At 58.4% G+C, this 21,578-nt stretch carries 19 protein-coding genes and 1 pseudogene; 13 read left to right on the forward strand and 7 right to left on the reverse strand.

Features of this window, described 5'->3' with window-relative positions; genetic code table 11:
* The 6 genes and pseudogenes from HMPREF1257_RS08970 to HMPREF1257_RS08990 form a co-directional block, all read left to right on the forward strand.
* A pseudogene (locus tag HMPREF1257_RS08970) lies at nt 1–192 on the forward strand (IS256 family transposase); the annotation flags it as partial.
* Between the two features lie 308 nt (nt 193–500).
* Entirely contained in the window at nt 501–1,679 is a 1,179-nt protein-coding gene (locus HMPREF1257_RS08975) for a sensor histidine kinase (protein WP_232208554.1), read from the forward strand.
* A gap of 91 nt (nt 1,680–1,770) precedes the next feature.
* Nucleotides 1,771–1,926 carry a hypothetical protein gene (locus tag HMPREF1257_RS12410; RefSeq protein ID WP_023024136.1) on the forward strand — a complete coding sequence of 52 codons (156 nt, stop codon included), beginning with the start codon at nt 1,771–1,773 and terminating at the stop codon, nt 1,924–1,926.
* Nucleotides 1,911–2,585, forward strand: a complete 675-nt coding sequence (locus HMPREF1257_RS08980) for a response regulator transcription factor (RefSeq protein ID WP_023024139.1) — start codon at nt 1,911–1,913, stop codon at nt 2,583–2,585. Before HMPREF1257_RS12410 ends, HMPREF1257_RS08980 begins: the two co-directional genes overlap by 16 nt.
* 602 nt (nt 2,586–3,187) lie before the next feature.
* Nucleotides 3,188–6,628, forward strand: a complete 3,441-nt coding sequence (locus tag HMPREF1257_RS08985) for a bifunctional proline dehydrogenase/L-glutamate gamma-semialdehyde dehydrogenase (protein WP_023024141.1) — start codon at nt 3,188–3,190, stop codon at nt 6,626–6,628.
* 145 nt (nt 6,629–6,773) lie between these two features.
* On the forward strand, nt 6,774–8,234 hold the full coding sequence (locus HMPREF1257_RS08990; RefSeq protein ID WP_023024143.1) for an AI-2E family transporter: 1,461 nt from the start codon (nt 6,774–6,776) through the stop codon (nt 8,232–8,234).
* A 57-nt stretch (nt 8,235–8,291) separates the two neighbouring features.
* Here HMPREF1257_RS08990 and HMPREF1257_RS08995 read toward each other — a convergent pair whose 3' ends face one another.
* Nucleotides 8,292–8,882 carry a nucleosidase gene (locus HMPREF1257_RS08995; protein WP_034659551.1) on the reverse strand — a complete coding sequence of 197 codons (591 nt, stop codon included), beginning with the start codon at nt 8,880–8,882 and terminating at the stop codon, nt 8,292–8,294.
* Nucleotides 8,883–9,099: 217 nt separating this feature from the next.
* On the opposite strand from HMPREF1257_RS08995, the gene HMPREF1257_RS09000 reads away from it, so the two are divergent.
* Together HMPREF1257_RS09000 and HMPREF1257_RS11655 are read left to right on the forward strand one after the other, a co-directional pair.
* Nucleotides 9,100–9,762 carry a hypothetical protein gene (locus tag HMPREF1257_RS09000; RefSeq protein WP_023024147.1) on the forward strand — a complete coding sequence of 221 codons (663 nt, stop codon included), beginning with the start codon at nt 9,100–9,102 and terminating at the stop codon, nt 9,760–9,762.
* 160 nt (nt 9,763–9,922) lie between these two features.
* Complete coding sequence (locus HMPREF1257_RS11655; RefSeq protein ID WP_023024149.1) at nt 9,923–10,597, forward strand: hypothetical protein; 675 nt, start codon at nt 9,923–9,925, stop codon at nt 10,595–10,597.
* A gap of 141 nt (nt 10,598–10,738) precedes the next feature.
* Here HMPREF1257_RS11655 and HMPREF1257_RS09010 read toward each other — a convergent pair whose 3' ends face one another.
* From HMPREF1257_RS09010 to HMPREF1257_RS09020, 3 genes are read right to left on the reverse strand one after another with little or no spacing between them, the layout of a single operon-like run.
* Entirely contained in the window at nt 10,739–12,022 is a 1,284-nt protein-coding gene (locus HMPREF1257_RS09010) for a sulfate adenylyltransferase subunit 1 (protein WP_023024150.1), read from the reverse strand.
* Entirely contained in the window at nt 12,022–12,921 is a 900-nt protein-coding gene (cysD, locus tag HMPREF1257_RS09015; protein WP_023024152.1) for a sulfate adenylyltransferase subunit CysD, read from the reverse strand. Before cysD ends, HMPREF1257_RS09010 begins: the two co-directional genes overlap by 1 nt.
* Nucleotides 12,921–13,706, reverse strand: coding sequence for a phosphoadenylyl-sulfate reductase (locus HMPREF1257_RS09020; protein WP_023024154.1), 786 nt, complete (start codon nt 13,704–13,706; stop codon nt 12,921–12,923). The genes cysD and HMPREF1257_RS09020 overlap by 1 nt, the downstream gene beginning before the upstream one ends.
* A gap of 172 nt (nt 13,707–13,878) precedes the next feature.
* Between HMPREF1257_RS09020 and HMPREF1257_RS09025 the strand changes: the two genes are divergently transcribed.
* The 3 genes from HMPREF1257_RS09025 to HMPREF1257_RS09035 all read left to right on the forward strand — a co-directional run bounded on the left by HMPREF1257_RS09025 (nt 13,879) and on the right by HMPREF1257_RS09035 (nt 18,127).
* A complete protein-coding gene (locus tag HMPREF1257_RS09025; protein ID WP_023024157.1) occupies nt 13,879–14,295 on the forward strand; it encodes a hypothetical protein in 417 nt (138 codons plus the stop codon).
* A gap of 125 nt (nt 14,296–14,420) precedes the next feature.
* Nucleotides 14,421–16,163, forward strand: a complete 1,743-nt coding sequence (locus tag HMPREF1257_RS09030) for an ABC transporter ATP-binding protein (protein WP_023024159.1) — start codon at nt 14,421–14,423, stop codon at nt 16,161–16,163.
* Nucleotides 16,163–18,127 carry an ABC transporter ATP-binding protein gene (locus HMPREF1257_RS09035; RefSeq protein WP_023024161.1) on the forward strand — a complete coding sequence of 655 codons (1,965 nt, stop codon included), beginning with the start codon at nt 16,163–16,165 and terminating at the stop codon, nt 18,125–18,127. The genes HMPREF1257_RS09030 and HMPREF1257_RS09035 overlap by 1 nt, the downstream gene beginning before the upstream one ends.
* Before the next feature lie 21 nt (nt 18,128–18,148).
* On the opposite strand, the gene HMPREF1257_RS09040 is transcribed toward HMPREF1257_RS09035, so the two are convergent.
* From HMPREF1257_RS09040 to HMPREF1257_RS09050, 3 genes are all read right to left on the reverse strand, one after another.
* Nucleotides 18,149–18,676: a hypothetical protein gene (locus HMPREF1257_RS09040; RefSeq protein WP_232208553.1), complete on the reverse strand. Its 528-nt coding sequence runs from the start codon at nt 18,674–18,676 to the stop codon at nt 18,149–18,151.
* 98 nt (nt 18,677–18,774) lie between these two features.
* Nucleotides 18,775–19,512 carry a DUF6114 domain-containing protein gene (locus tag HMPREF1257_RS12275; RefSeq protein ID WP_023024164.1) on the reverse strand — a complete coding sequence of 246 codons (738 nt, stop codon included), beginning with the start codon at nt 19,510–19,512 and terminating at the stop codon, nt 18,775–18,777.
* On the reverse strand, nt 19,502–19,942 hold the full coding sequence (locus HMPREF1257_RS09050) for a DUF6230 family protein (protein ID WP_232208551.1): 441 nt from the start codon (nt 19,940–19,942) through the stop codon (nt 19,502–19,504). Before HMPREF1257_RS09050 ends, HMPREF1257_RS12275 begins: the two co-directional genes overlap by 11 nt.
* Between HMPREF1257_RS09050 and HMPREF1257_RS12525 the strand changes: the two genes are divergently transcribed.
* Both HMPREF1257_RS12525 and HMPREF1257_RS09055 read left to right on the forward strand, forming a co-directional pair.
* Complete coding sequence (locus HMPREF1257_RS12525) at nt 19,941–20,117, forward strand: hypothetical protein (RefSeq protein ID WP_232211483.1); 177 nt, start codon at nt 19,941–19,943, stop codon at nt 20,115–20,117. The genes HMPREF1257_RS09050 and HMPREF1257_RS12525 overlap by 2 nt on opposite strands.
* A gap of 373 nt (nt 20,118–20,490) precedes the next feature.
* Nucleotides 20,491–21,567: an oxygenase MpaB family protein gene (locus tag HMPREF1257_RS09055; protein WP_023024168.1), complete on the forward strand. Its 1,077-nt coding sequence runs from the start codon at nt 20,491–20,493 to the stop codon at nt 21,565–21,567.
* The last annotated feature ends 11 nt before the right edge of the window (nt 21,568–21,578 follow it).

A 21,578-nucleotide genomic window follows, 5' to 3' on the forward strand; every position in this document is an offset into this window, starting at 1 on the left:
TCCGCGCTCAAGACGCTGTGGTTGATGATCTGCAACATTGAAGACAAACGAGCCGCAAAGAGAGCGAAACAAGGCAAACGAGCCTCGGCTACCGCCAGCAGGCTCGTGGAAGGAGCCCGAGTTTCCGGCTGGAAACAAGCCATCAACCAAATGGCCGTAGCCTTTCCCGCCCGCTTCGACAAATACCTATAAACCTAGCCCCACACACAAACAACTTGACACGCTCTGGTCGGTTAGTAGTCACCGGAAAATTCAACCAGCTCACCACATACCACATGCAGGTGCCATTCCGGTGGATTGAACAAAAAGCAGGGCCGAATAAGCCCCAGAAGCTTATTCAGCTCCTATTTAAACAAGCTAACCAGCGCTTACGCTGAAACCGAGACACACTTCCTGCTACTTAACCCTGGTTTCACGCTTCCAGGCCTTAAGCTAGGTGCGAGACGCCACAAGCCCTTTCGCAACTATTCAGTCTGAGCACCAAAGAAGCGCATTCCACCTTGACTTTCACCCCGCCACTTCCCTTTCGCCACCGCCTTCGCGCGGCGATGACCCTACAGCGCACCGCAGCGCTGATCGCCATCATTTGCTTGGCACTTACGCTTTTCGCCGCATTTCTCACCCCAACTAAACACCAACTTTCAGCGGCAATAGTCGGGGTAATTTTGACGGCTATCACGACTGCTGCCTATCGGTACCCGAAGACAATGGCAGTGGGTTTTCTGGCAATTTGGATTATCGCCATTCTTACCGTGGGAATCCCCTACGCCAGTTCCGTTTTCTTAGCCCCGGTATTCCTTGCCGTATTCGCTTTTCGCAGCACCAAGTGGCAGTCAATCCTTCTCTGCGCAGTGTTTTGGCTGGTAGGCCTGGTAGATCCTGGTACGTTGCGGCTAGTCCTCGATCCAACACCCGCACTGGTCTGGGGAATTTTCTTGGTCATTAGCACCTTCATCGGCAGCTCACTCGCTCATTCCGCACGGCGCTATAAAACCGCCATGGTGGAGTGGAATAACGATGTTAAGCGCCGACAATCTGACCTAGCTGAAACCCTGCACAACTCGGTAATTTCCAGCCTTACCGTCAATACCATGCAGCTAGAAGCGCTCAGTTTGGAATACGCCAGTACACCGGAGCTCAGCCGGCGCCTCGATGAATTAAGCGATGCAATGCGCTCGTCGATGTCTGAAATACGCGCTTTAACTAAAGTCTTGCGTTCCAATATTGACGGAATCAACGATGAATTGAGTTTTAAACAAGAACCACATCCTACAAACTTTGCGCAGGTACTGGCCTGGGAAGAAGGACAGCTATCTAAGCTCAACCGCACTCCAATTATTAAGGTAAGCGGAGAAGATTTTTGCCCCCAGTTTTCCCCCTCCGTTCTTGACTCGGTCGAAGCCATCACCAGGGAGGCTTGCCTCAACGCCGTCAAGTACTCACCACCCGGGGCAGAAATTACCGTATCGGCCCAACCACATTTGGGATGGACGATCCTTACTATCCGTAACCCTATTGCCAAGCCAACGAGCACCACACCGGAGACTTCCTCCGGTATAGGCATTAATTCGATGACGCGACTCGCGGCAACTATCGATGCCCGGCTTGAGGCCGGTCGCGTCGATGATCACTGGGAGCTCACGCTCGCACTGCCCCCGTCTGCGCATAAACAACGTTAGTTCAGCCACCTTCGCTGGCAGCGCCACTATTCCTTTACTACACTTACGTATGTTTCTTATAAATCCGGTTTTTATATAAAGGAGTCGTGCCATGCAGGCTGCCCTCGCTAGCTTTCTCACGCCCCTCATGCTGTCCGCTTCTCTCTTTGGGGCAGATCTCACCCCAGGCGATCTCCCACAAAACAATAAGTACGAGTCTTCGGCAGAGCTCGTCTTTGGCTGCCCAGCCCCATGGTGCTTCAAATAAAAACTTCGCTGCTCCTAGTCGATGATGATCCACTGGTCATCGAGGCACTCGGCCACTATTTCGCGGCGGCCGAAGATATGGAGATCGTCGCCGTCGCAGAAAATGGGAAAGCCGCATTACAGCAGCTAGAACGCCACGATGTCGATGCCGTCATCGCGGATATTCATATGCCGGAGATGGACGGCACAACGCTACTGCGCAAGCTTAATGAGCTACCTAATCCGCCGGTATTCATTGCTATGACCGCAATGGATAATGACGAGACCCTAAGGGAAGTCCTGTCCAATAAGGCGGCAGCCTATATCCTGAAGAGCTCGAAACCGGCCTATATTTTGGACACGGTGCGCGAGGCCGTCCGCGGTGGCACGGTCGTAGCTCCCCAACCTTTAACGCGCTTATTCCAGCAAATGCCAGGATGGAGCGACAACGACACTCAATCTCCGTCTGCGATTTCCGCCTCTGAGCACCATATTTCACCCGCTCAAGCGCAGATTCTCGATTTGGTGTGCGAGGGAAAATCCAACGAAGAGATCGCAAAAAGCACCCACTATGCTCCGGGAACGGTAAAAAAATACGTTTCTAGCCTGTTAACCGAATTTCACGCCAAGTCTCGTCTCGAGCTAGCGGTCAAAGCGCTAAAAGCGGGGTACGGCAAATAGCTGCATAACAGCGAATGGCGCCTGCCCTTAATCGTGGCCCCACCCCCTCTAAACCCCACATGCTGGGATTTTATTTTTTATCTTTTTACCCCCACAGCCGATTTTGCTAACGAGACTAGCATCACTATATCGGCAACCCTATAATTGATTTCACACACAACTACATAGCATTTCCCGCGCATCAATCGGCTTCATTCGGCCGGTGATGCCCACGCTAGAACCGGAATAGAAAATCACTTCTGAGCTTTCTTTTCTGTCCCCTAGCTCCACATCGCCACAGTGTAGAAAGCAGGTGAGTGTTGAACACCAACTTGGCACGCGTTCGCCGCCATAGCGACAGGCCCCCGGTCCCCAATACCGGTAGCACTATGACTTGTTGATTCGCTTGGTTTAAACCACCGAGCAGCGGCGCGCGCACTCCGCGTGTTCCACTCCCTGCCACGTATGCGGCGTCCTATTAGCCCGCATGCTTTCCAATTTCCAAAGACTTACCAGCCACTTTCTGCCACCGGCGCTAAAAGGCACAGCACAAAGGCCACACCGCGGTGTGGGTTGGCCACCAACCTGGAAGTACACGTTTCGAAAAAGAGGTTGAATTCCACATGACTTCTCCCGCATACACCCGCACGCCACTATCCGATGATGTTGAGGCCGTACTGCCCGCCGCCATTAAGCGCGCACAGGGCTGGCTCGATTCCACCGCAGATGAAAAGGACAAGGCCACCGAGCAACTCGCGGAGCTGTTGCGCGATGACAATGGCGTGAAGTTCACCATGGACTTCGTTGACCGCGTCATGCGCCCCGAAGATGACAAGGTCGCGGCCAAGGCGCTGAAGGACATTTCTTCCCAGTACGATCCGTCCTTCCTGGGCAGCATCAATGGCGCGCTCGTCGGCGCCGGCGGTTTCTTCGGCCCGATCCTGCCTAACCTGGTCATGCCGGTAGCGCGCCTGTACATGCGCAAGATGGTTGGCCACCTGGTGCTGGACGCGGAATCGGACGCACTCAATGACACCCTGGAAAAGGCCGCTGCCTCCGGCGAGCAATTGAACCTCAACCTCCTGGGTGAGGCCGTGCTCGGTGAAGAGGAAGCAATGTCCCGCGCGCGCCGCACGCTGGAGCTCATCAAGAACCCGCGCGTGACCTACGTATCCGTCAAGGCGTCCTCGATGGTGGCGCAGCTGAATAACTGGGACATCGGCAGTTCCGTGGAGCGCCTGAAGGACCGCCTGCGCCCGCTCTACCAGGAAGCCGCACGCCGCAACCCACAGGTCTTTATCAACATGGACATGGAGGAATACCACGACCTCCACCTGACGCTGCGCCTGTTCAAGAGCCTTTTGAGCGAGCCGGAGTTCAAGAACCTGGAATCCGGCATCGTGTTGCAGGCCTACCTGCCCGATACCTTCGACGCCCTCCAGGACATCGCGGAATTTGCCAAGCAGCGCGTGGCAGAGGGCGGCGCCAAGGTCAAGGTGCGCATTGTAAAGGGCGCCAACCTGTCCATGGAGACCACAGAAAGCGAAGTCCACGACTGGCCGCTGGCTACCTACACCAACAAGCTGGACGTTGACGCTAACTACTACCGCCTGCTGGATTACATCCTCCAGGAGGAATTCGCGGACTGCATCCGCATTGGTGTGGCCAGCCACAACCTGTACACCGCCGCCATGGCTTATGAGCTGGGTGTAAAGCGCGGTGTGCTGCACATGCTGGATTCTGAGATGCTGCAGGGCATGTCCCCGGCGCAGCAGGCAGCGGTGCGCAAGGTCTACGAGGGCCGCCAGATCCTCTACACCCCGGTGGTCCACGCAGATGACTTTGACGTCGCCGTGTCCTACCTGGTGCGCCGCTTGGAGGAGAACTCCGCGCCGCAGAACTTCCTCTACGCCCTCTTTGCCCCGGGCGAAGAACCGCTGGCAAGCCAGGAAGAGACGTTCCGCAAGGCCGTTGCCAAGCGCTGGGATACCTTCGCTGGATCGCGCCGCACCCAAAACCGCCTCGAGGATTCCGGGCGCCAGGCGCCGGATTCCGGGCGCTTCAGGAACGAGCCCGATACGGACCCGGCAATTACCCCGAACCGCACCTGGGCCAAGCGTGCGCTTGCGAATGACCCCGGTGAGCACGGCGTCCAAGAGGTCACCGACCCCTCCGCTGTTGAAAGCTACGTCGCCCGCGCCAAGGAATTGGGCACCGAATGGGGCAAGCGCCCCGCCGCAGAGCGCGCCGCAGCCCTGGACGCCGTCGCGGACCAGCTGGCAGCCAAGCGCGGGGACTTCATCTCCGTGGCAGCCTACGAGGCAAATAAGACGGTCACCCAGACTGACCCGGAGGTCTCGGAAGCCATTGACTTCTGCACCTACTACGGGCAGTCCGCGCGCTTCTTGGAAGAGGCACACTCCGAGTTCCACCCGCACACCGTCACCGTGGTGACCCCACCGTGGAACTTCCCCATCGCCATTCCTACCGGCGGCATTGCGGCCTCCTTGGCTGCGGGCTCGGCGGTCATCGTCAAGCCTGCTCCCCAGGTAGTCCACTGCGGCAAGATGGTGGTTGAGGCCTTCCGTACCGCACTCGAAGCAGAAGGCTTGGACCCGGATCTGGTGCAGCTGGTGCTTACTGATGAAGGCGATGCCGGCAAGGCCCTGCTCTCCCACGATGACGTGGACAACATCATCTTGACCGGCGCATCCGATACCGGCGCGCTCTTCCGCTCCTGGAAGCCCAAGATGAACCTGATGGCGGAGACCTCCGGCAAGAACGCGCTGGTCATCACCCCGGCCGCCGACCCGGACCTGGCTATCCAGGACCTGTACAACTCCGCCTTCGGTCACTCCGGCCAGAAGTGTTCGGCAGCCTCGCTGGTGATTTTCGTTGGCGCTGCGGGCAAGTCCAAGCGCCTGCGCGAGCAGCTGCTGGATTCCGTCAAGACCCTGAAGCCTGGCCCGGGCTATGACATCACCACCACGATGAACGGCCTGGCTGAAAAGCCGAGCGAGAAGCTGCTGCGCGGCCTGACCCAGCTGGAGCCGGGCGAGAAGTGGCTGCTGAAGCCAGAGAAGCTCAACGAGGAAGGCACCCTGTGGTCCCCGGGCATTCGCGATAATGTCCAACCGGGCTCTTGGTACCACAAGAACGAGTGCTTCGGCCCCATCCTTGGCATCATGTACGCCGATACCTTGGAAGAGGCCATCGCTTGGCAAAACAGCACCGGCTATGGCCTGACCGGCGGCATCCACTCCCTGGATGACAAGGAAATCGAGTACTGGATCGACAACGTTGAGGTGGGCAACGCCTACGTCAACCGCGGCATTACCGGCGCGATTGTCCAGCGCCAGTCCTTCGGTGGCTGGAAGAAATCCGTCATGGGACCGGGCGCCAAGGCCGGCGGCCCGAACTACGTGGCCCAGATGGGTACCTGGACCGATGGCGAGCTCAAGCCGCGCGACGTGGATATCGCCCCAGCCAGCGTGAAGATTCTGCAGCGCCTGCGCGATGAGCTTTCTGATGAGCTCAGCCAGGACGATCTGGAATGGCTCTGGCGCGCCGCCGAGCTGGACCGGATTGCATGGCTCGAGGAATTCGGCCGCACCCACGACCGCACTGCGTTGGTCGCGGAAGCCAACCGCTTCCGCTACCGCCCGCTGCTAACCAAGCTGCGTATCCGCGTGGGTGAGGGCTACAAGCTGCGCGATGTCGCCCGCCAGGTACTGGCTTCCGGGATTACCGGCACCGAGACGGAAATCTCCGCCGCCCCAGAGGTTGCCGGCCAGCTGCAGGAGCTCGGCTTCGACGTGAAGTCCATTTCTGATGGCTCCTTCGCCGCCGCCGTGGCCAATGACGAGTCCTCCCGCGTGCGCGCCCTGGGCACCGTGCCGGATTCCGTTTACGAGGCAGCGGTGCGCTCCAACTCCGTGGTGCTGGACCAGCCCGTGCTTGCCGATGGCCGCCGTGAGCTCATGCCTTACCTCCTCGAGCAGGCAGTCTCCGTGACCATGCACCGCTTCGGCATCATCCGCAACGTGGGCAACCTGCGCGACTAATACGCCAGTTGCCGTCGCCGCGGCACAGTGACTAAGCGCCCCACCTTCTCCCGCCCTTTTTCTGCTGGGAATTGGGTGGGGCGCTACCTTTTTCTCTGCTTTTCCCGCGCTATCTCTAGGTGGTTTCGTGTGGCATAGTAGATGAATGACTACGCCAGATAACCACTCTTCCAGCGGCACCGAGCAGCACCCGGGCCAGAACTCGGCGCAGGGCGCGCAGTATCCGTCGACGCTCGAGCAAAACTCCGTCAACCGCAAGGCTGACGCAAAGAACCCCTTTGTCGCGCCGCTGGTCTCCCCCGATGAATCCCAATTGGGCGCTGAGGTAGCCACCGCCGATCCCGCCGATCGCGATAATAAATCCGCCGTGCTGGCCAAGGACTTCCGCAGCATGGCCAAGATTTCGGTGTGCTTTATCCTCATCGTCGCAGGATTGGGCCTGGCGGGTTTCCTGCTGCGCTTTATTTGGGTGGGTCTGCTGCCGGTTATCCTCGCCATCTTGGTCTCGACGGTGCTTTATCCAGTTAGCGCCTACCTGCGCTCCAAGGGCTTTCCCCGCACCCTGGCAGCGGTCACAACGCTTTTGGGTTTGGTGGTTATTTTCGGCGGCATCTTTGCCGCCATGGCGCCCATGGTCACCGCGCAGTCCAAAGTGCTTATCAATGAAGCCGAAGCCGGCATTATGCAGCTGACCAAGATGGTCAATGATTCCCCACTGGATATTGAGGTGGACCAACTGCAGTCGGTCCTCGAGGACATCGTGTCCTTTGCCAAGGGCCAGGCTTCCACCATCGCCACCGGCGTGCTTTCCGGTTTCTCCATGGCCAGCTCCATTGCGGTAGCCACCGTCATCATGCTCTTTATCACCTTCTTCATCATTAAAGACGGCGATAGATTCCTGCCCTGGCTGCGCAAATACACCGGTAACTCCGCTGCCTGGCACATCACGGAACTTACTTCCCGCGTGTGGAAGACGTTGTCTGGCTTCATTCAGGCCCAAGCCCTAGTCGCGCTTGTCGATGCCGTCTTTATCGGCCTCGGCCTCTGGGTCCTCCAGGTGCCACTGGCACTGGCCATCGCCGTCATCACATTCTTCGCGGGCTTTATCCCCATCATCGGTGCTGTCACCGCCGGCGCCTTGGCCGTCATTATCGCCTTGGTCTCCAACGGGCTGACCAATGCGCTGCTCGCTCTGGCGCTAATCATCATTGTCCAGCAGGTAGAAAGCAATGTCCTCCAGCCCATCCTGCAGTCCAGGGCCATGGGCCTGCACGCGGCCATCGTTTTGCTCTCCATCACCGTGGGCTCCACCCTGGCCGGCATCGTTGGTGCTTTCCTTGCCGTGCCAGTCGCCGCGACCATTACTGTTGTCCTGCGCTACCACGCAGAGATGGCCGCGCTGCGCGCCGGCGAGGTTTCCCCCGAGGACATCGAGATCGTCACCGGTTCCAAGTCCACGTCCAAAGACGAAGAAGCTGAGGACACGGACGACGCAGACCCCGAGGACAAGCACAGCAGCGAAGAGGGCGACAGCGACAGCCCCCTCGAAGAGTCTCCTCGCGAAAAGGTAAAGCAGCTCTTCGCGGCCATGAGCCCGCTAGCCTAATAAGCCCCACCCTTCCTCCGCCGTGCGAAACGGCGAGGAAGGCGGTGGAGGCATCGGCTAGCGCAAGAAGCCTAAATCGGCTGCGGCTGCGGCCAGCTGGCGGGCGCTGCGATCCAGGACACCCGCCCAGGTGCCCATCGATTCCTCATTAGCGGAATCGGAGACCTGCTTCAGCAGTGTGCAGGGCACACCAAAGCGCTGGCAGGTAGCGGCAATAGAATAGCCCTCCATATCGCATAGCTGGGATTTTTTCACCAGCTCATTGCGCAATGCGGTAGTAGAGACAAACATGTCACCGGTGGCCAGCCCGCGTGCCGGAAGCTCGCCGGAGGTCTCCAGCTCAATGAATTCTGGCAGGAGATAACGGCTGATATCGGTCAGCACTTCTAGCTTGAAATCGTGCTTGGTTACTTTATTGATCTCGAAGACGCCATCCATGCCATCGACAAGCGCGCCTGCCGTACCAATATTGACCACGCGCTCAGGCAAAGCATCGTGTGCGCGGGCCTCTGCCAATACCTCGGTCAGGGAAATCGCGGCTGGAATCGTGCCGATTCCGGTAATGAGCAGCGCTTCGTTGGCTGGAATGTGCGCAGCTTCGGCGTCCACAGCGGCCACGAATAGTGTTCGTCCAGATAAATTTTCCATGCCTGCGACAATACCTGCACTCCACGTGGTCGCTGGACTCGCCTGCACAGATGGTTTCCTTCCGCGCCGCTGGGAGCACTGTGCTCGGCTACGCCCGAGTTCCAGAATTCCTGCGACAAGCCCCCCAATGTCCCAGCTATGGTTTAAGGACAGTCTTTTTCCGTACACCCATTCATATCTCTAGCTTGACGCTGCGCTTTAGTCTAAGGAATCTCTCGTGAGTAAGAACAACCCTTCGCAGGAAACAGAATCGTCCCCCGCCGCACAAGCAGGCTCGGCGCTGGACGGTGCGCCGCGCGCCGAGGCCCAGGAAGGCACCGAAAAAAGTAAAGGCAAGCGGATCGTGATGATCACCATCGCCATCATCGCTGTTATTGCCTTGGTGGCGGGAGTGACCTTTTCCTTTAATAGGCCGGCAGGCTCTACCAATGAGGCCGCGGAGCCCGCATTTTCTGATTTACAGGATTCTTCCGCTAAGAATGCACCCGGTGCAGAGGAAGATGAATCCACCGACACTACGGACGACCCTGCGCTTCAAAAGCAAGAAGAGGCTGCGCCTAACAAGCAGAAGGATGGGGCTTCCACGAAGGAAGAATCGAAAGAAAAGAGCATATCCACGGAAGAAAAATGTGGCAGTTACTACGGGGAAGCGGTTGGCCAGCTCCATCGGCCCATCCAGTTACATTGCGATGACCGCTGGCTTTATGTGGCCGAATCCGGCACCTCGCATTTCTCGCTCTTCCAGTGGAGTGGCAACGGCTGGAATAGGCTGCGCCCGGATGGCATGATCCATCCAGCGGAAATTGCCTGCTATACCCGCGGCTATTTGGAGGAAGAAAATGTGCCAGAAGATCTTATTGAGGAAATTGAGCCGTGCTAGTAAGAATCTACCTAGTTACTAGGGCGTACCTACCGTACTAAAACCCGACTTTTTAAATGGTCCTAAGGCAATGGATGGATATAGTATGGCGCGACTTCATTAATTCTCATCAAGTTTTCTACTCAATCCTCCAACCGAAGCATGCAAAGGAGCTCCCTCGTTGACTAATAATTCTTTGGGTCAGCCGGATCCCTCTCAGCACCAATCGTGGAATTCCTCTTCCCCCACCGGAGATTCCACAGGTGATGGTGGAAAAAATGGCAAGGCCGCACGCTTGGCGATGATCGTCCTCGCAATCATTGCCATCATCGCAATCACCGCCGGTGTCACGTGGGCGCTCACGAATAACAGCGACTCTGCTGATTCCACTGACGTCGACGCCTTTGTCCCCGTCACCACGTCTCAAGAGGAAACCGAATACGCCGAAGGTCCTTCCCCTGAGGCTGCGCAGACCGGTAAGGAGGATGAGGACGCGGCCGCAGAGAAACCTGAACCTGCGACGGAGACGACAACGGAGACCCAGATCCGCTCCGATCAATCCACCGGAAATGATCAATGCGATGGCCGCTACATCATGATCGTCGAGTCTGCCATCATTCCTGTGGGCGAAGATCCGTCAGCAGAGACGCAACGCGTGCAAAACAAATACCCGGGTTCCAAGATTCTTTCCGGCAATGCCTGTAGTTCTCTCCGCGGCCAAGTCGACGGAGGCACGGCCTATGCGATCTACTTCGATGCCGGCCACAGCGTGGACAAAGTCTGCGAACTCAAGGCGACGTACGGCGGCAACGCCCGATCCCTAAATAACAACGCAGACTTCAGCGATCCCTGTTAAGAAGGGCTTCTGCCTTTTCGGCGATGGTCCTGATGAAGCGCGCACCACATATGTCTACAGCTACCGCGTTCTCCTCGGATTCGCCCTAGCATCGAGCGAATCGCGGTTGCTGTAGACATCTGTGCGCTTGGTACATGAGTCTTAGCGCAGGCGGTGGCCAACGAAGCCGGCGGCCAGGGTATTGCCGGAGGATTGATCAATGAGCAGGAAGTTACCCACGGCACCGCGGGCGGCGTAATCCTCCACGGGCAGTTCGGCCTGGGTCTGAATGGTGATGTGGGCGATATCGTTCATGACAACGGCCTCGGGATCATCCTCATCAGTTACGCCATCGAGATCCAAGGTGCGGGCAAGGGCAGCGATGCGGGCCTTGACCAAGGAGGATCCGTAGCGCAGCTTTACCATCTGGCTAGGTTTCAGGTCTTTTTCGGTAAGTCCTACCACCGTGGCATCGAATTCCCGGGTGGCCGGGGGACGCTGAGCGCCGGCGAGGAGATCGCCGCGGGTGAGATCGACGTCATCGGCAAGCAACAGCGTCACCGAATCACCGGCGGCGGCCGAGGAGACAGGGCCATCGGCGGTATCGATCTGGGTGACGGTGCTGGTGCGGCCTTCGGGGAGGTGCACCTCGTCGCCCACGGCGATGGATCCGGCTTTCACACGGCCAGCGTAGCCGCGGTAATCGGTGGCGTGCTCGCGGATGACGTACTGGATGGGAAAGCGAAAGTCCAGCTCATCGGCGCGGCCAGTAGCGACGGGGATGGTCTCGAGCACCTCGAGGACGGTGGGGCCGGCGTACCAGTCCATGGTGGTAGAGCGCTCGACCACGTTATCGCCCTTGAGCGCGGAAATGGGCACGACGGTGGTATCAGTAATGTCCAGGCGCTGCGCAATCTTATGGAATTCGGCCTCGATATCGCGGAAGACCTGCTCGTCATAGTCCACGAGGTCGATCTTGTTGACCGCGAGGACAACGTGGCGCACGCCCAAAAGCGCGGCCACGTTGAGGTGGCGGCGGGTTTGTTCGACAACGCCGTGGCGGGCATCGATAAGCAGCACCACTACCTGCGAGGTAGACATGCCGGTGACCGTATTGCGGGTGTACTGCACGTGGCCTGGGGTATCGGCGAGGATGAAGGTGCGCTTATCGGTGGCGAAGTAGCGGTAAGCCACGTCGATGGTGATGCCTTGTTCGCGCTCGGCACGTAGGCCATCAACAAGCAGGGAAAGATCCATGCCATCGAAACCGCGATCGGAGGAAGAGCGCTCCATGGACTCGACCTGGTCCGCGAGCACGGACTTGGTGTCATAGAGCAGGCGGCCGACGAAGGTGGATTTGCCGTCATCAACGGAGCCGGCGGTGCATAAGCGCAGGGTATCGCGCTGTTTGAGGGCGCCGACATTTGGCGCGAGGGTAGTCGTCATCAGAAGTAGCCTTCCTTCTTGCGGTCTTCCATGGCGGATTCGGAAAGTTTGTCATCGGCGCGGGTGGCGCCGCGCTCAGACAGGGTGGAAATGGAGATTTCCGCGAGCACCTCATCGGGGCTGGATGCGGTGGAGTCGACGGCACCGGTGCAGGACATATCGCCGACGGTGCGGTAGCGCACGGTGCGGGTCTCTAGCTGCTCATCGTCTTTCGGCCCGCCCCATTCGCCCGGGGAAAGCCACATGCCGCCGCGGTTGAAAACCTCGCGCTGGTGCGAATAATAAATGGGCGGCAGCTCGAGCCCGCGCGCGCCGATGTATTCCCAAATATCGGATTCGGTCCAGTTAGAAATGGGAAAGACGCGCACGTTTTCGCCGGCCATCTTGCCGCCGTTGTACAGGTCCCACAGCTCGGGGCGCTGGCGGCGCGGGTCCCAGCCACCGAAGGAATCGCGGATGGAAAAGATGCGTTCCTTGGCGCGGGCGCGCTCCTCATCGCGGCGGGCCCCACCCAGCACGGCGTCGTACTCGCGCTTGGCGATGGTCTCTACCAGCGGCACCGACTGCAGCGGGTTGCGCGTTCCATCGGGCCGTTCCTGCAGCTCGCCGCTATCGATCCAGTCTTGAACGTGGGCGACGTGGAGGCGGGCACCGGATTCTGCGACCAAGTCATCGCGGAATTTGATGACCTCGGGGAAGTTATGGCCGGTATCCACGTGGAGCAATTCAAATGGCACCGTGGCCGGGGCGAAGGCGCGGCGGGCCAGTTCGAAGACGACGACGGAGTCCTTGCCGCCGGAAAAGAGGATGCCTACCTTATCGAATTGCCCGGCCACCTCGCGCAGGATGTGGATGGATTCATTTTCTAGGTCTTGTAGGTGTGGGGAAAGTGTGCTCATTATTCGTGTAACCCGCATTCTGTCTTGCCATCTCCAAATACTCGCCCGGAGCGGGCGTCCTCACCGTCGCCGACCGGAAAGGTCAACGGCGCATCGCCGATGGACCGGTATCCCTGCAGGGTCAGCGGGTGGATGATGAGGTCATTATCTGCGATGTACTGATCGGTATCGTCCAAGTTCCAAGTGATAATCGGCGAAATCTTTAACCGCCCAGTGCGGTCCAGGCTGAGCGCCGGGGCGTGGGCGCGGTGCTCGGAATCGGCCCGGCGCAGGCCCGTGACCCATCCGGCATAAGGGTCCATGGCCATGTTCAACGGCTCCACCTTGCGCATGCGGTTATACGCGGCAGTATCGCGCGCGTACAGGCGCGGGCCGTAGACCTCGTCTTGTTCTTCGGGGCTCAGCAGCGGCAGCACGCGGACAAGGGGGAGATCCGGGTAGCGCTTATCCACCTCTTCGGCCACTTGGAGGGTTTCTGGAAAGTGCCAGCCGGTATCAATGAAGAGGAGATCCGCTGCGAGCCCGGCGCGGTGGGAGAGCTCTGCCAGCACGGTATTTTCCATGGACATGGTGGCCGCAAGCCGGCCAGGGGCGTGCTCGGCGGCCCACTCGGTGATGTTTTCTGCGGATTCGTAGGCGAGCTTATCCGCCCACTTTTCCACTAGCTGTTCATTGCGCGCGGCCACGTCAGTGGAAAGCGGCGCGGTATCGCGCGTGCCTTCGGGCGAGATGTGGGGATCGCGGAAGGGCTTTCCGCCATCCAGCAAGTTCGTCGTTGGGTTCATGAGCTCACACACTAGGCAACCCCGGTAGCTCACGCAGCACGTTTTTCCGGAAACGGCGCTGAGCTTGGCCGAAGGAAAGAATAAAATGTTTTATTTCTGAACCGAGCGGACTAGATTTATAGACAATGTAGTCTATCTCGGACCGACTGGATTCGCCTGGGGAGGAACTTTTATGCAGCGTGTTGCCATCATTGGAGAAGGTCCTGCCGCCTTATCCGCCACGGAAAGGCTCCTGAGCGCCGGCATGTGCGTAGACCTCATCTCAGAAAAAACTGCACCGTTCGGTCTACTTCGTCGGTTTGCGGGGCTTGCCGGGGTGCTCGAGGAGGCCGTGCCGCACGAGTGCGCACCGGGTACTACTCCGCGGCTGCGCCTGCTGGGAAACGTGCGCGTGGGAGTAGACGGCGATATCACCCATAACGAGGTCCACCAGTTGGCCGCCCACGGTGACCGCGAGCTCATCGTCATGGAGTTAAAGGCCCGTGGTATTCCCGTCACCACGTGGGAGGGACTGTGCACGCCAATCACGGATTTTGAGGACTGGACCAGCGTCATCGCTCAGGCACAGCTGGCACACGTCTTGGTCTAGATTCGGCCTTGCGGGCAGGTACCGAACGGGCAGGTACCAAAAAATAAATATCGTTCGACCCGCGTGCGCCAACCAGATATACTTGCGCGGTTAACCCCTATCGATCCCGAAAGAAGCGCAGGTTTATGGATCTAGTCCGAATCCTCTTCACCCGCTCGGCGCCTTATACGCTCTACGTCATAGCGGTACTTATCCTGCAGGCGCTGTCCACCGCGGCGACCCTGTATCTGCCGTCGTTGAACGCCAAGATCATTGATGACGGCGTATCTAAAGGCGATATCGACTATATCTGGCGCACCGGCGGAATCATGCTCATCGTGGCCTTTGTCCAAGTCATTACCGCCATCGGCGCGGTGTGGTGCGGAAGCCGCACCGCTATGGGTGTGGGCCGGGATCTGCGCAGCGAGGTCTTCCGCAAGGTCACCACCTTCTCCGCAGAAGATATGAGCGAGTTCGGCACGCCCACGCTTATTACCCGAGGCACCAATGACGTGCAGCAGGTGCAGATGGTCTACATGATGATGCTGAACTTCATGGTCACAGCACCCATTATGTCCATCGGTGGCATCATCATGGCTATCCGCGAGGACGCCGGACTGTCCTGGTTGGTCTGGGTTTCTGTCGCGGTGTTGCTCGGCACCATCTCCGTCCTCATCGCGCGGCTTATGCCGCTTTTTCGTTCTATGCAGGACAAATTGGACACCATCAACGGCACCTTGCGCGAGCAAATCACCGGCATCCGCGTCGTGCGCGCCTTTGTGCGCGAGGCTTATGAAACTGAGCGCTTTACCAAGGCCAATAAGGATATTACCCAGCTTTCGCTGAAAATCGGCCAGCTTTTTGTCCTCATGTTCCCGATTATCACCGTCATCTTGAACGTGGCCACGGGCGCAGTGCTGTGGTTTGGTGGCCAGCGCGTGGATGCCGAGCTTGTCGATGTCGGCGGGCTCACCGCCTTCCTCCAGTACCTGCTGCAAATCCTCGCCGCCGTCATGATGGGCACGTTTATGGCGATGATGCTCCCGCGCTCCCTCGTATGCGCCCGCCGCATCACCGGGGTCTTAAGCCACGAGCCATCCATTACCCCGCCGAAAGATACCGTCACCCCGGCGACCAATTCCGGCACCGTGGAATTTCGCAATGTCAGCTTCTCCTATGCCGGCGCGGATGCCCCAGTGCTAGAGGATATTTCCTTTACCGCCACTCCCGGCACCACCACCGCGATCATTGGTTCCACCGGCTCGGGCAAGACCACGCTGCTTTCCCTCATCCCGCGCCTGTACGTCCCGAGCGAGGGCGAGGTGCTTATCGATGCCACCCCGACCACCTCCCTCTCCCGCCCCGACATCGTCAGCCGCGTCTCGCTGGTGCCGCAAAAGGCCTACCTCTTTAGCGGCACGGTGGCCTCCAACCTGCGGTTGGGCCGCCCCGAGGCCACCGATGATGAATTATGGGAGGCGCTTCGCGTGGCGCAGGCGGACTTCGTCGATGACTTGGACATGCCTATCGCACAGGGCGGTACCAATGTATCGGGCGGGCAGCGCCAACGCCTATCCATCGCCCGCATGCTCGTAGCCCAGCCGCGCATTTATCTCTTCGATGATTCTTTCTCCGCGCTGGATGTGGTTACGGATGCCAACGTGCGCGCCGCCATGCACAAGTCTTTTGCTCAGCGCGGCGAGGCCGTCACCACCATCATCGTCGCCCAGCGCGTGGCCTCCATCCAGGATGCCGATCAGATTTTGGTCATCGATAAAGGACGGATTGTCGCCCGCGGTACCCACACTGAGTTGCTGAAATCTTCGGGCGTGTACCAGGAAATCGTTGAATCACAAGAAACCGCTGGAGTAACTGGAGGAGAGCACTAATGGCCAAGGACACCACCCACAACTCCTCCGCTGAGGACGCCGAGCTCCAGGAGCTTGAGGCCAAGGTCGCCGCCGATGAATGGTCCGGTTCCGCGCCCCGCCAAGCCAAGAATTTCTGGCCCTCTGCCAAGCGCTTGCTACTACTTCTCATGCCCTATAAACGGCTGCTAGCGGTAGTGGCAGCGATGAATGTCGTCTGCGTCTTCCTCGCGGTCTTCGCACCCAAGGTCTTGGGCGATGCCATGGACGTCATTTTCTCCGGCGTTATCTCTCGCGAGCTGCCGACTGACATCTCGGCGCAGCAAGCCATCGACGGCATGCGTGCCCAGGGCCAGGATCAGGTGGCCGATATGGCCTCAGGCATGGATTTCACTCCCGGCGAGGGCATCGACTTTACCCGCTTGGGCACGCTTATCATCGCGGTGATCGCGATGTATATCATCTCTGCCGGCTTCCAGCTCTGGCAGGGGCTCATCTTAAACCGCCTGACCATCGACACGGTCTACGAGCTGCGCCAGCGCGTGGAGGCCAAGGTGCACGCACTGCCGTTAAATTACTTCGATTCCCACCAGCGCGGCGATATCCTCTCGCGCACCACCAATGACATCGACAATGTGCAACAGGCCCTCCAGCAAGCGCTCTCCCAGCTGTTTTATAACATCCTGATGATCCTGGGCATCACCGTGATGATGTTTAGCATCTCTTGGCAGCTCGCCCTAGTGGCGCTCTTGGCGCTGCCGCTAACCGCGCTGATCATCGGGGTCATTGGCGGACGCTCGCAACGCCAATTCAAAACCCAGTGGCGCGCTACCGGCCAGCTCAATGGCCAGGTAGAAGAGTCCTTCTCCGGCCATGATCTGGGCATCGTCTTTGGCCGCACGGAGGATATGACGCGCCAATTTGATGAGCGCAATGACGAGCTCTTCCGCTCCTCCGCGCTGGCACAATTCCTCTCCGGCATCATGATGCCCATCATGCAATTCGTGTCCTACTTGTCTTATGTGGCTATCGCCGTGCTCGGCGGCCTGCGCGTGGCACACGGACAGATGACCCTGGGCCAGGCCACCGCTTTTATCCAGTACTCCCGCGAATTTAACCAACCGCTGGGCCAATTGGGCGGCATGATGCAACAGGTGCAATCCGGCGTGGCCTCTGCCGAGCGCGTCTTCGAGTTCCTCGATGCAGAAGAGCAATCATTGGAGACCACCAGCGATGAACTAACTGGCCGCGCCCGCGGCCGCGTGGAGTTTCAGGACGTTAACTTTTCCTATTCGCCGGAGAAAGAACTTATTACCGGGCTCAATCTGCGCGTGGAGCCAGGCCAAACCGCGGCGATCGTAGGCCCCACCGGCGCGGGCAAGACCACCATGGTCAATCTGCTCATGCGCTTTTATGACATCGATTCTGGGCGCATTCTTATCGATGGCCACGATACCGCCCACATGCCCCGCACCGCCCTGCGCTCCCAAGTGGGCATGGTGCTACAAGATGCCGTCCTCTTTGAGGGCACCATCATGGACAATATCCGCTACGGCCGGCTCGATGCCACAGATGATGAGGTCATCGCCGCGGCCAAGGCCACCTACGTCGATCGCTTCGTGCACTCCCTGCCGGAAGGCTATGACACCGTCATCGACCAAGATGGCGGCGCCATCTCCGCGGGCGAGCGCCAGCTCATTACCATCGCTCGTGCCTTTTTGGCCCAACCCGCATTGCTGATCTTGGATGAGGCCACCTCGTCCGTGGATACCCGCACCGAGGTGCTCGTCCAGGAGGCTATGAATGCCCTGCGCGCTGAGCGCACCTCCTTCGTCATCGCCCACCGCTTGTCCACCATCCGGGATGCGGATCTGATCTTGGTGATAGAAAACGGGGGCATCGTCGAGCAAGGCTCGCACGAAGAACTGCTGCGTGCCCAAGGCGCTTATTGGCGTCTGCACCAATCGCAGTTCAAAAAGGCTTAAAGGCAGGGAGCCGCTGCGTGGTTACTGCACGTTGAGCTGGACCTGCGGGGCGTGCAAATTAGCGCCCTGCAGGTTGACCAGCTCCATAGTGACATCTTGCAGCGAAATGTGCTCCATCAGAACGTTCGGGATAGGAGCATCGGGCACCACGTGCGGGTCAGGAACGCCCAATTGATCAAGTACCGCGTTGAGATCGCCGTTGGATAAATCGACGTTTACCGGAATGGTGGGGCGATCCACCACCGCGGGCGTTGTCTGCAGTCCAGTGGTCAGCACGGTGACCGGACCGTCCGTGACGGTGGTCTCCACATCACCGGTAGTTAGCTTGCCCTGTCCCATAGCGGCGGGCAGGGTCAACGCGAGGTTTCGCGCGGCCAACTTATCACCTACGAGTTTCAGCGCTCGTTGTTCACCCTGTGCGGTAGGCACAGTAATGAGCGAGGCGCTTACGTTTCCAGTCAGGGTGACGTTATCAGCAGTCACCGTGCTGAGTTCAGATTGCGCTAAGGCCAAGCCTTCCTGCGCACGGGTCTCCTCAGGTTGGTTCACCGCACACACCGCTGTAAAAGCGCAGAGCACCGCGAGCGCACTACCTTTTACCACACGAGCGGAGCGACGACGCGGTAGTGAGCTCAGCCTGAATAGCTTCATGCTGAAACCGCCAGTTCTTTGGCCTGGGACTTTTTCTTCTTCTTGTGCTTCTTAGGAGACTTCTGGCGATCCTGTGGCTGCCAAGCAAATGAGAGAGCACCACCGATAATGCCCAAAAGGCTGCCTATTACGAAGCCGCCCAGGTTCGTGGTGGGAAGCGCGATGATCGCTACCAAGATGGCTAACACACCCAGGTAAGACGAGGTCTCCTGCCTAAACCAAGATCCAAGGCCGAACATGATAAGTGCCGCACCAATTAGAAGCGTCGAAACGCCCGAGACCGTGGAGATCATGACCAGCAGATCAGAAATGCGCACAGTAATATAGGCCGGCGCGGCGATGGCGATGCCGGACAAAATGAGCAACAAGCCACCCGCGAACGGACGACGCTTGCGCCAGTGTTTGAACCGCTTCCACCAACTCTCTTTAGGGGCCACTCGGGTCACGGCTTTGTCATTTTTGTTATTCGCTGCGGAGTCCTGCGATTCACCAGCGCTTTTGACCGCATCCGCGACCGACTGCGATGTATTGTCTCCATCGCTTTCCGCCGCGGCCGTGGCTGCAGCACCAGCGTTAGCTGTGTCGTCGGCCTTTACCTCCGCACCGCCAGCGGTTTTCTCGGCTGGCTCATGGGCGGAGTCTTGGGCGCTGCGTGCAGCTTCGCCGTTATCGGTACCGGTTTCGTTCACCGCAGGCATGCGCAAAGTCTCATCATCAGAAGACTTAGCAGCCATTGTTGTTGCTTCCCCTCTTCACCGTCACATTCACACCAGAGGCAGCGAGCCTTTCTGCTCCCACCGAGGTCGTACGAATATCATCCGCGCTCAGGGTCACCTTCTGCGCGTACAATCCCCACGAACCTGGATCTGCCTTGTCATTGACCTGGCTGGCGTCAACACCCACGTTGGCGTTCGTCAGATCGAGCTGACCCTTAATGTCGGTAGCACCAACCAAGAGGTTTTCTACCTCCACACTGTCATCACCATTCGCGCGGAGGGCGAAGGTGGTCTCGCCAATCCCTGGGACATCAGGAAGATTGGCGGACAGGCACAAGTTGGAAGCCACTGCGTGCTCAAACTTCAAGCGCGCGGCGGGGATGGTTTCTTCTCCCATCTTGTCCCTATCAACGAAGATCGACAATCCTTCGCCCTCTAGGTGGCTCATGTTCACCTTAAAGAAGGTTCCTGAAAGTGCGATATTAGCGGTCAAGCCACCTTGGGCTACCGCAAAACCTGTTACACCAAAAGCTGCAAGCCCGGCAACCAGTGCGGTTGCAAACTTTGGAATACTAATCCTGCCCATGAAGGAACCTTTCTGTGGAATTGAAAAGGCGGGGTAGCTGCCTGTTTTAGCGGCATCCCCCGTCTACTGTGAATTTTCAGCCCACTCTTTACCGCGGCCAGAGATATACAAGCCGACGATGAGAAATAGACCTACGCAATCCACTGATTGAATGAGCTTGAACACACGTTAACACTACCTGAGACACGTCACACAAATAGGGGTGCAATTAAATACGCCCGCAACGGTGTAGCCCAAGTCATATGTTTAATGAAGATTATCGCACCCCCTGCCGTTGTCAACTTCCGATCCCCCACTAAACCTGCAGCGCACATCGTTGCACCCCCAAATTTGTGCGCCATGTAATAGGTGCGCACCGGTGTGTGTTACGCTACACAACCATCAGATTTTATCGACTAAGGAGGGTCGAATTGTCCAACTCACTGAAACCCGAAAATGCACAGGCAAACGAAGAAAATACCCACATTGATTCCTCTCAGTCCGGTGCAGAAGAAGTAAACGCTCAGGACAAGAAGGAAGAAAAGCGCGAACTGCGGCGCGCTCCTTTGGGCCCGGATTCCCTGTTGTGGAAGTGGGGCTCGGACAACCGCCTGCAGCTACTACGCGGTTACACCGGCATTTTGCAGAATATGCACCCAGCGATTGGTCAGTCCCTTTTGGACCACTCGAAGTTCTTCGACGAACCTTTCGCCCGTCTGCAGCGCTCTACGCCGCAGATTATTGAGTCCATCTACGATGATGGGGACATCGGTGAGCGCATCCGCGACTACCACGTCACCATTAAGGGCACGCTGCAAAATGGCGAGCGTTACCACTCCCTGAACCCGGAGACCTACTACTGGGCACACGCCACCTTCGTTTACCGCGTTATCTACGCCCAAGATCTCTTCGGTACCCCGTTCACCAAGGAAGAGCGCGACCAAATCGTTCGCGAGGGCGTGACTTGGTGGGATAAGTACGGCATGTCTGAGCGTCCGGTCATCGATAACTACGATGACTTGATCAAGTACATGGATGACATGGCAGATACCGTGCTCGAGCGCAACCAGACCGTTGATTTCGCCCTGCGCACCGCACGCGTAGAGCCGGTCAAGGCTCCGGAAGGCGTTCCAGAGGCAGTATGGAAGGTTATCTGGAAGCCCATTATGCGCAGCGCCATCTGGTTGACTGTGGCCACCCTGCCGCAGAAGTACCGCGACATCTTGGAGCTGAAGTGGACCAAGCGCGACCAGAAGCGCTTCGACCGCATCGCCAAGTCCGTTCGCTTCATCATGGACCACCTCCCTGAGGACAAGCGCTACATGGAGCCTGGTCGTTCCTTGATGATCAAGAACGGCATGATCGAGGGCAAGTACAAGGAGCCGAAGAAGATCCAAGGCTACAACGCCGCCCAGGCTAAGGACTCTGCTGCCACCGCGGAATCTACCGACAAGCCGGATTCCGATGATGCAGTAGCCGCACGCCGGGCAGCCGGCTGCCCGTTCTAAATCACACCGGC

Source organism: Corynebacterium sp. KPL1814 (assembly GCF_000478175.1).
GTDB lineage: Bacteria > Actinomycetota > Actinomycetes > Mycobacteriales > Mycobacteriaceae > Corynebacterium.

What these genes read in the sequence shown, in the direction of transcription:
- HMPREF1257_RS12410 (WP_023024136.1), top strand. Translation starts at nt 1,771, where the DNA reads ATGCAGGCTGCCCTCGCTAGCTTTCTCACGCCCCTCATGCTGTCCGCT.
- HMPREF1257_RS08980 (WP_023024139.1), top strand. Translation starts at nt 1,911, where the DNA reads ATGGTGCTTCAAATAAAAACTTCGCTGCTCCTAGTCGATGATGATCCA.
- HMPREF1257_RS08985 (WP_023024141.1), top strand. Translation starts at nt 3,188, where the DNA reads ATGACTTCTCCCGCATACACCCGCACGCCACTATCCGATGATGTTGAG.
- HMPREF1257_RS08990 (WP_023024143.1), top strand. Translation starts at nt 6,774, where the DNA reads ATGACTACGCCAGATAACCACTCTTCCAGCGGCACCGAGCAGCACCCG.
- HMPREF1257_RS08995 (WP_034659551.1), bottom strand. Translation starts at nt 8,882, where the DNA reads ATGGAAAATTTATCTGGACGAACACTATTCGTGGCCGCTGTGGACGCC.
- HMPREF1257_RS09010 (WP_023024150.1), bottom strand. Translation starts at nt 12,022, where the DNA reads ATGACGACTACCCTCGCGCCAAATGTCGGCGCCCTCAAACAGCGCGAT.
- cysD (WP_023024152.1), bottom strand. Translation starts at nt 12,921, where the DNA reads ATGAGCACACTTTCCCCACACCTACAAGACCTAGAAAATGAATCCATC.
- HMPREF1257_RS09020 (WP_023024154.1), bottom strand. Translation starts at nt 13,706, where the DNA reads ATGAACCCAACGACGAACTTGCTGGATGGCGGAAAGCCCTTCCGCGAT.
- HMPREF1257_RS09025 (WP_023024157.1), top strand. Translation starts at nt 13,879, where the DNA reads ATGCAGCGTGTTGCCATCATTGGAGAAGGTCCTGCCGCCTTATCCGCC.
- HMPREF1257_RS09030 (WP_023024159.1), top strand. Translation starts at nt 14,421, where the DNA reads ATGGATCTAGTCCGAATCCTCTTCACCCGCTCGGCGCCTTATACGCTC.
- HMPREF1257_RS09035 (WP_023024161.1), top strand. Translation starts at nt 16,163, where the DNA reads ATGGCCAAGGACACCACCCACAACTCCTCCGCTGAGGACGCCGAGCTC.
- HMPREF1257_RS12275 (WP_023024164.1), bottom strand. Translation starts at nt 19,512, where the DNA reads ATGGCTGCTAAGTCTTCTGATGATGAGACTTTGCGCATGCCTGCGGTG.
- HMPREF1257_RS12525 (WP_232211483.1), top strand. Translation starts at nt 19,941, where the DNA reads ATGTTCACCTTAAAGAAGGTTCCTGAAAGTGCGATATTAGCGGTCAAG.
- HMPREF1257_RS09050 (WP_232208551.1), bottom strand. Translation starts at nt 19,942, where the DNA reads ATGAGCCACCTAGAGGGCGAAGGATTGTCGATCTTCGTTGATAGGGAC.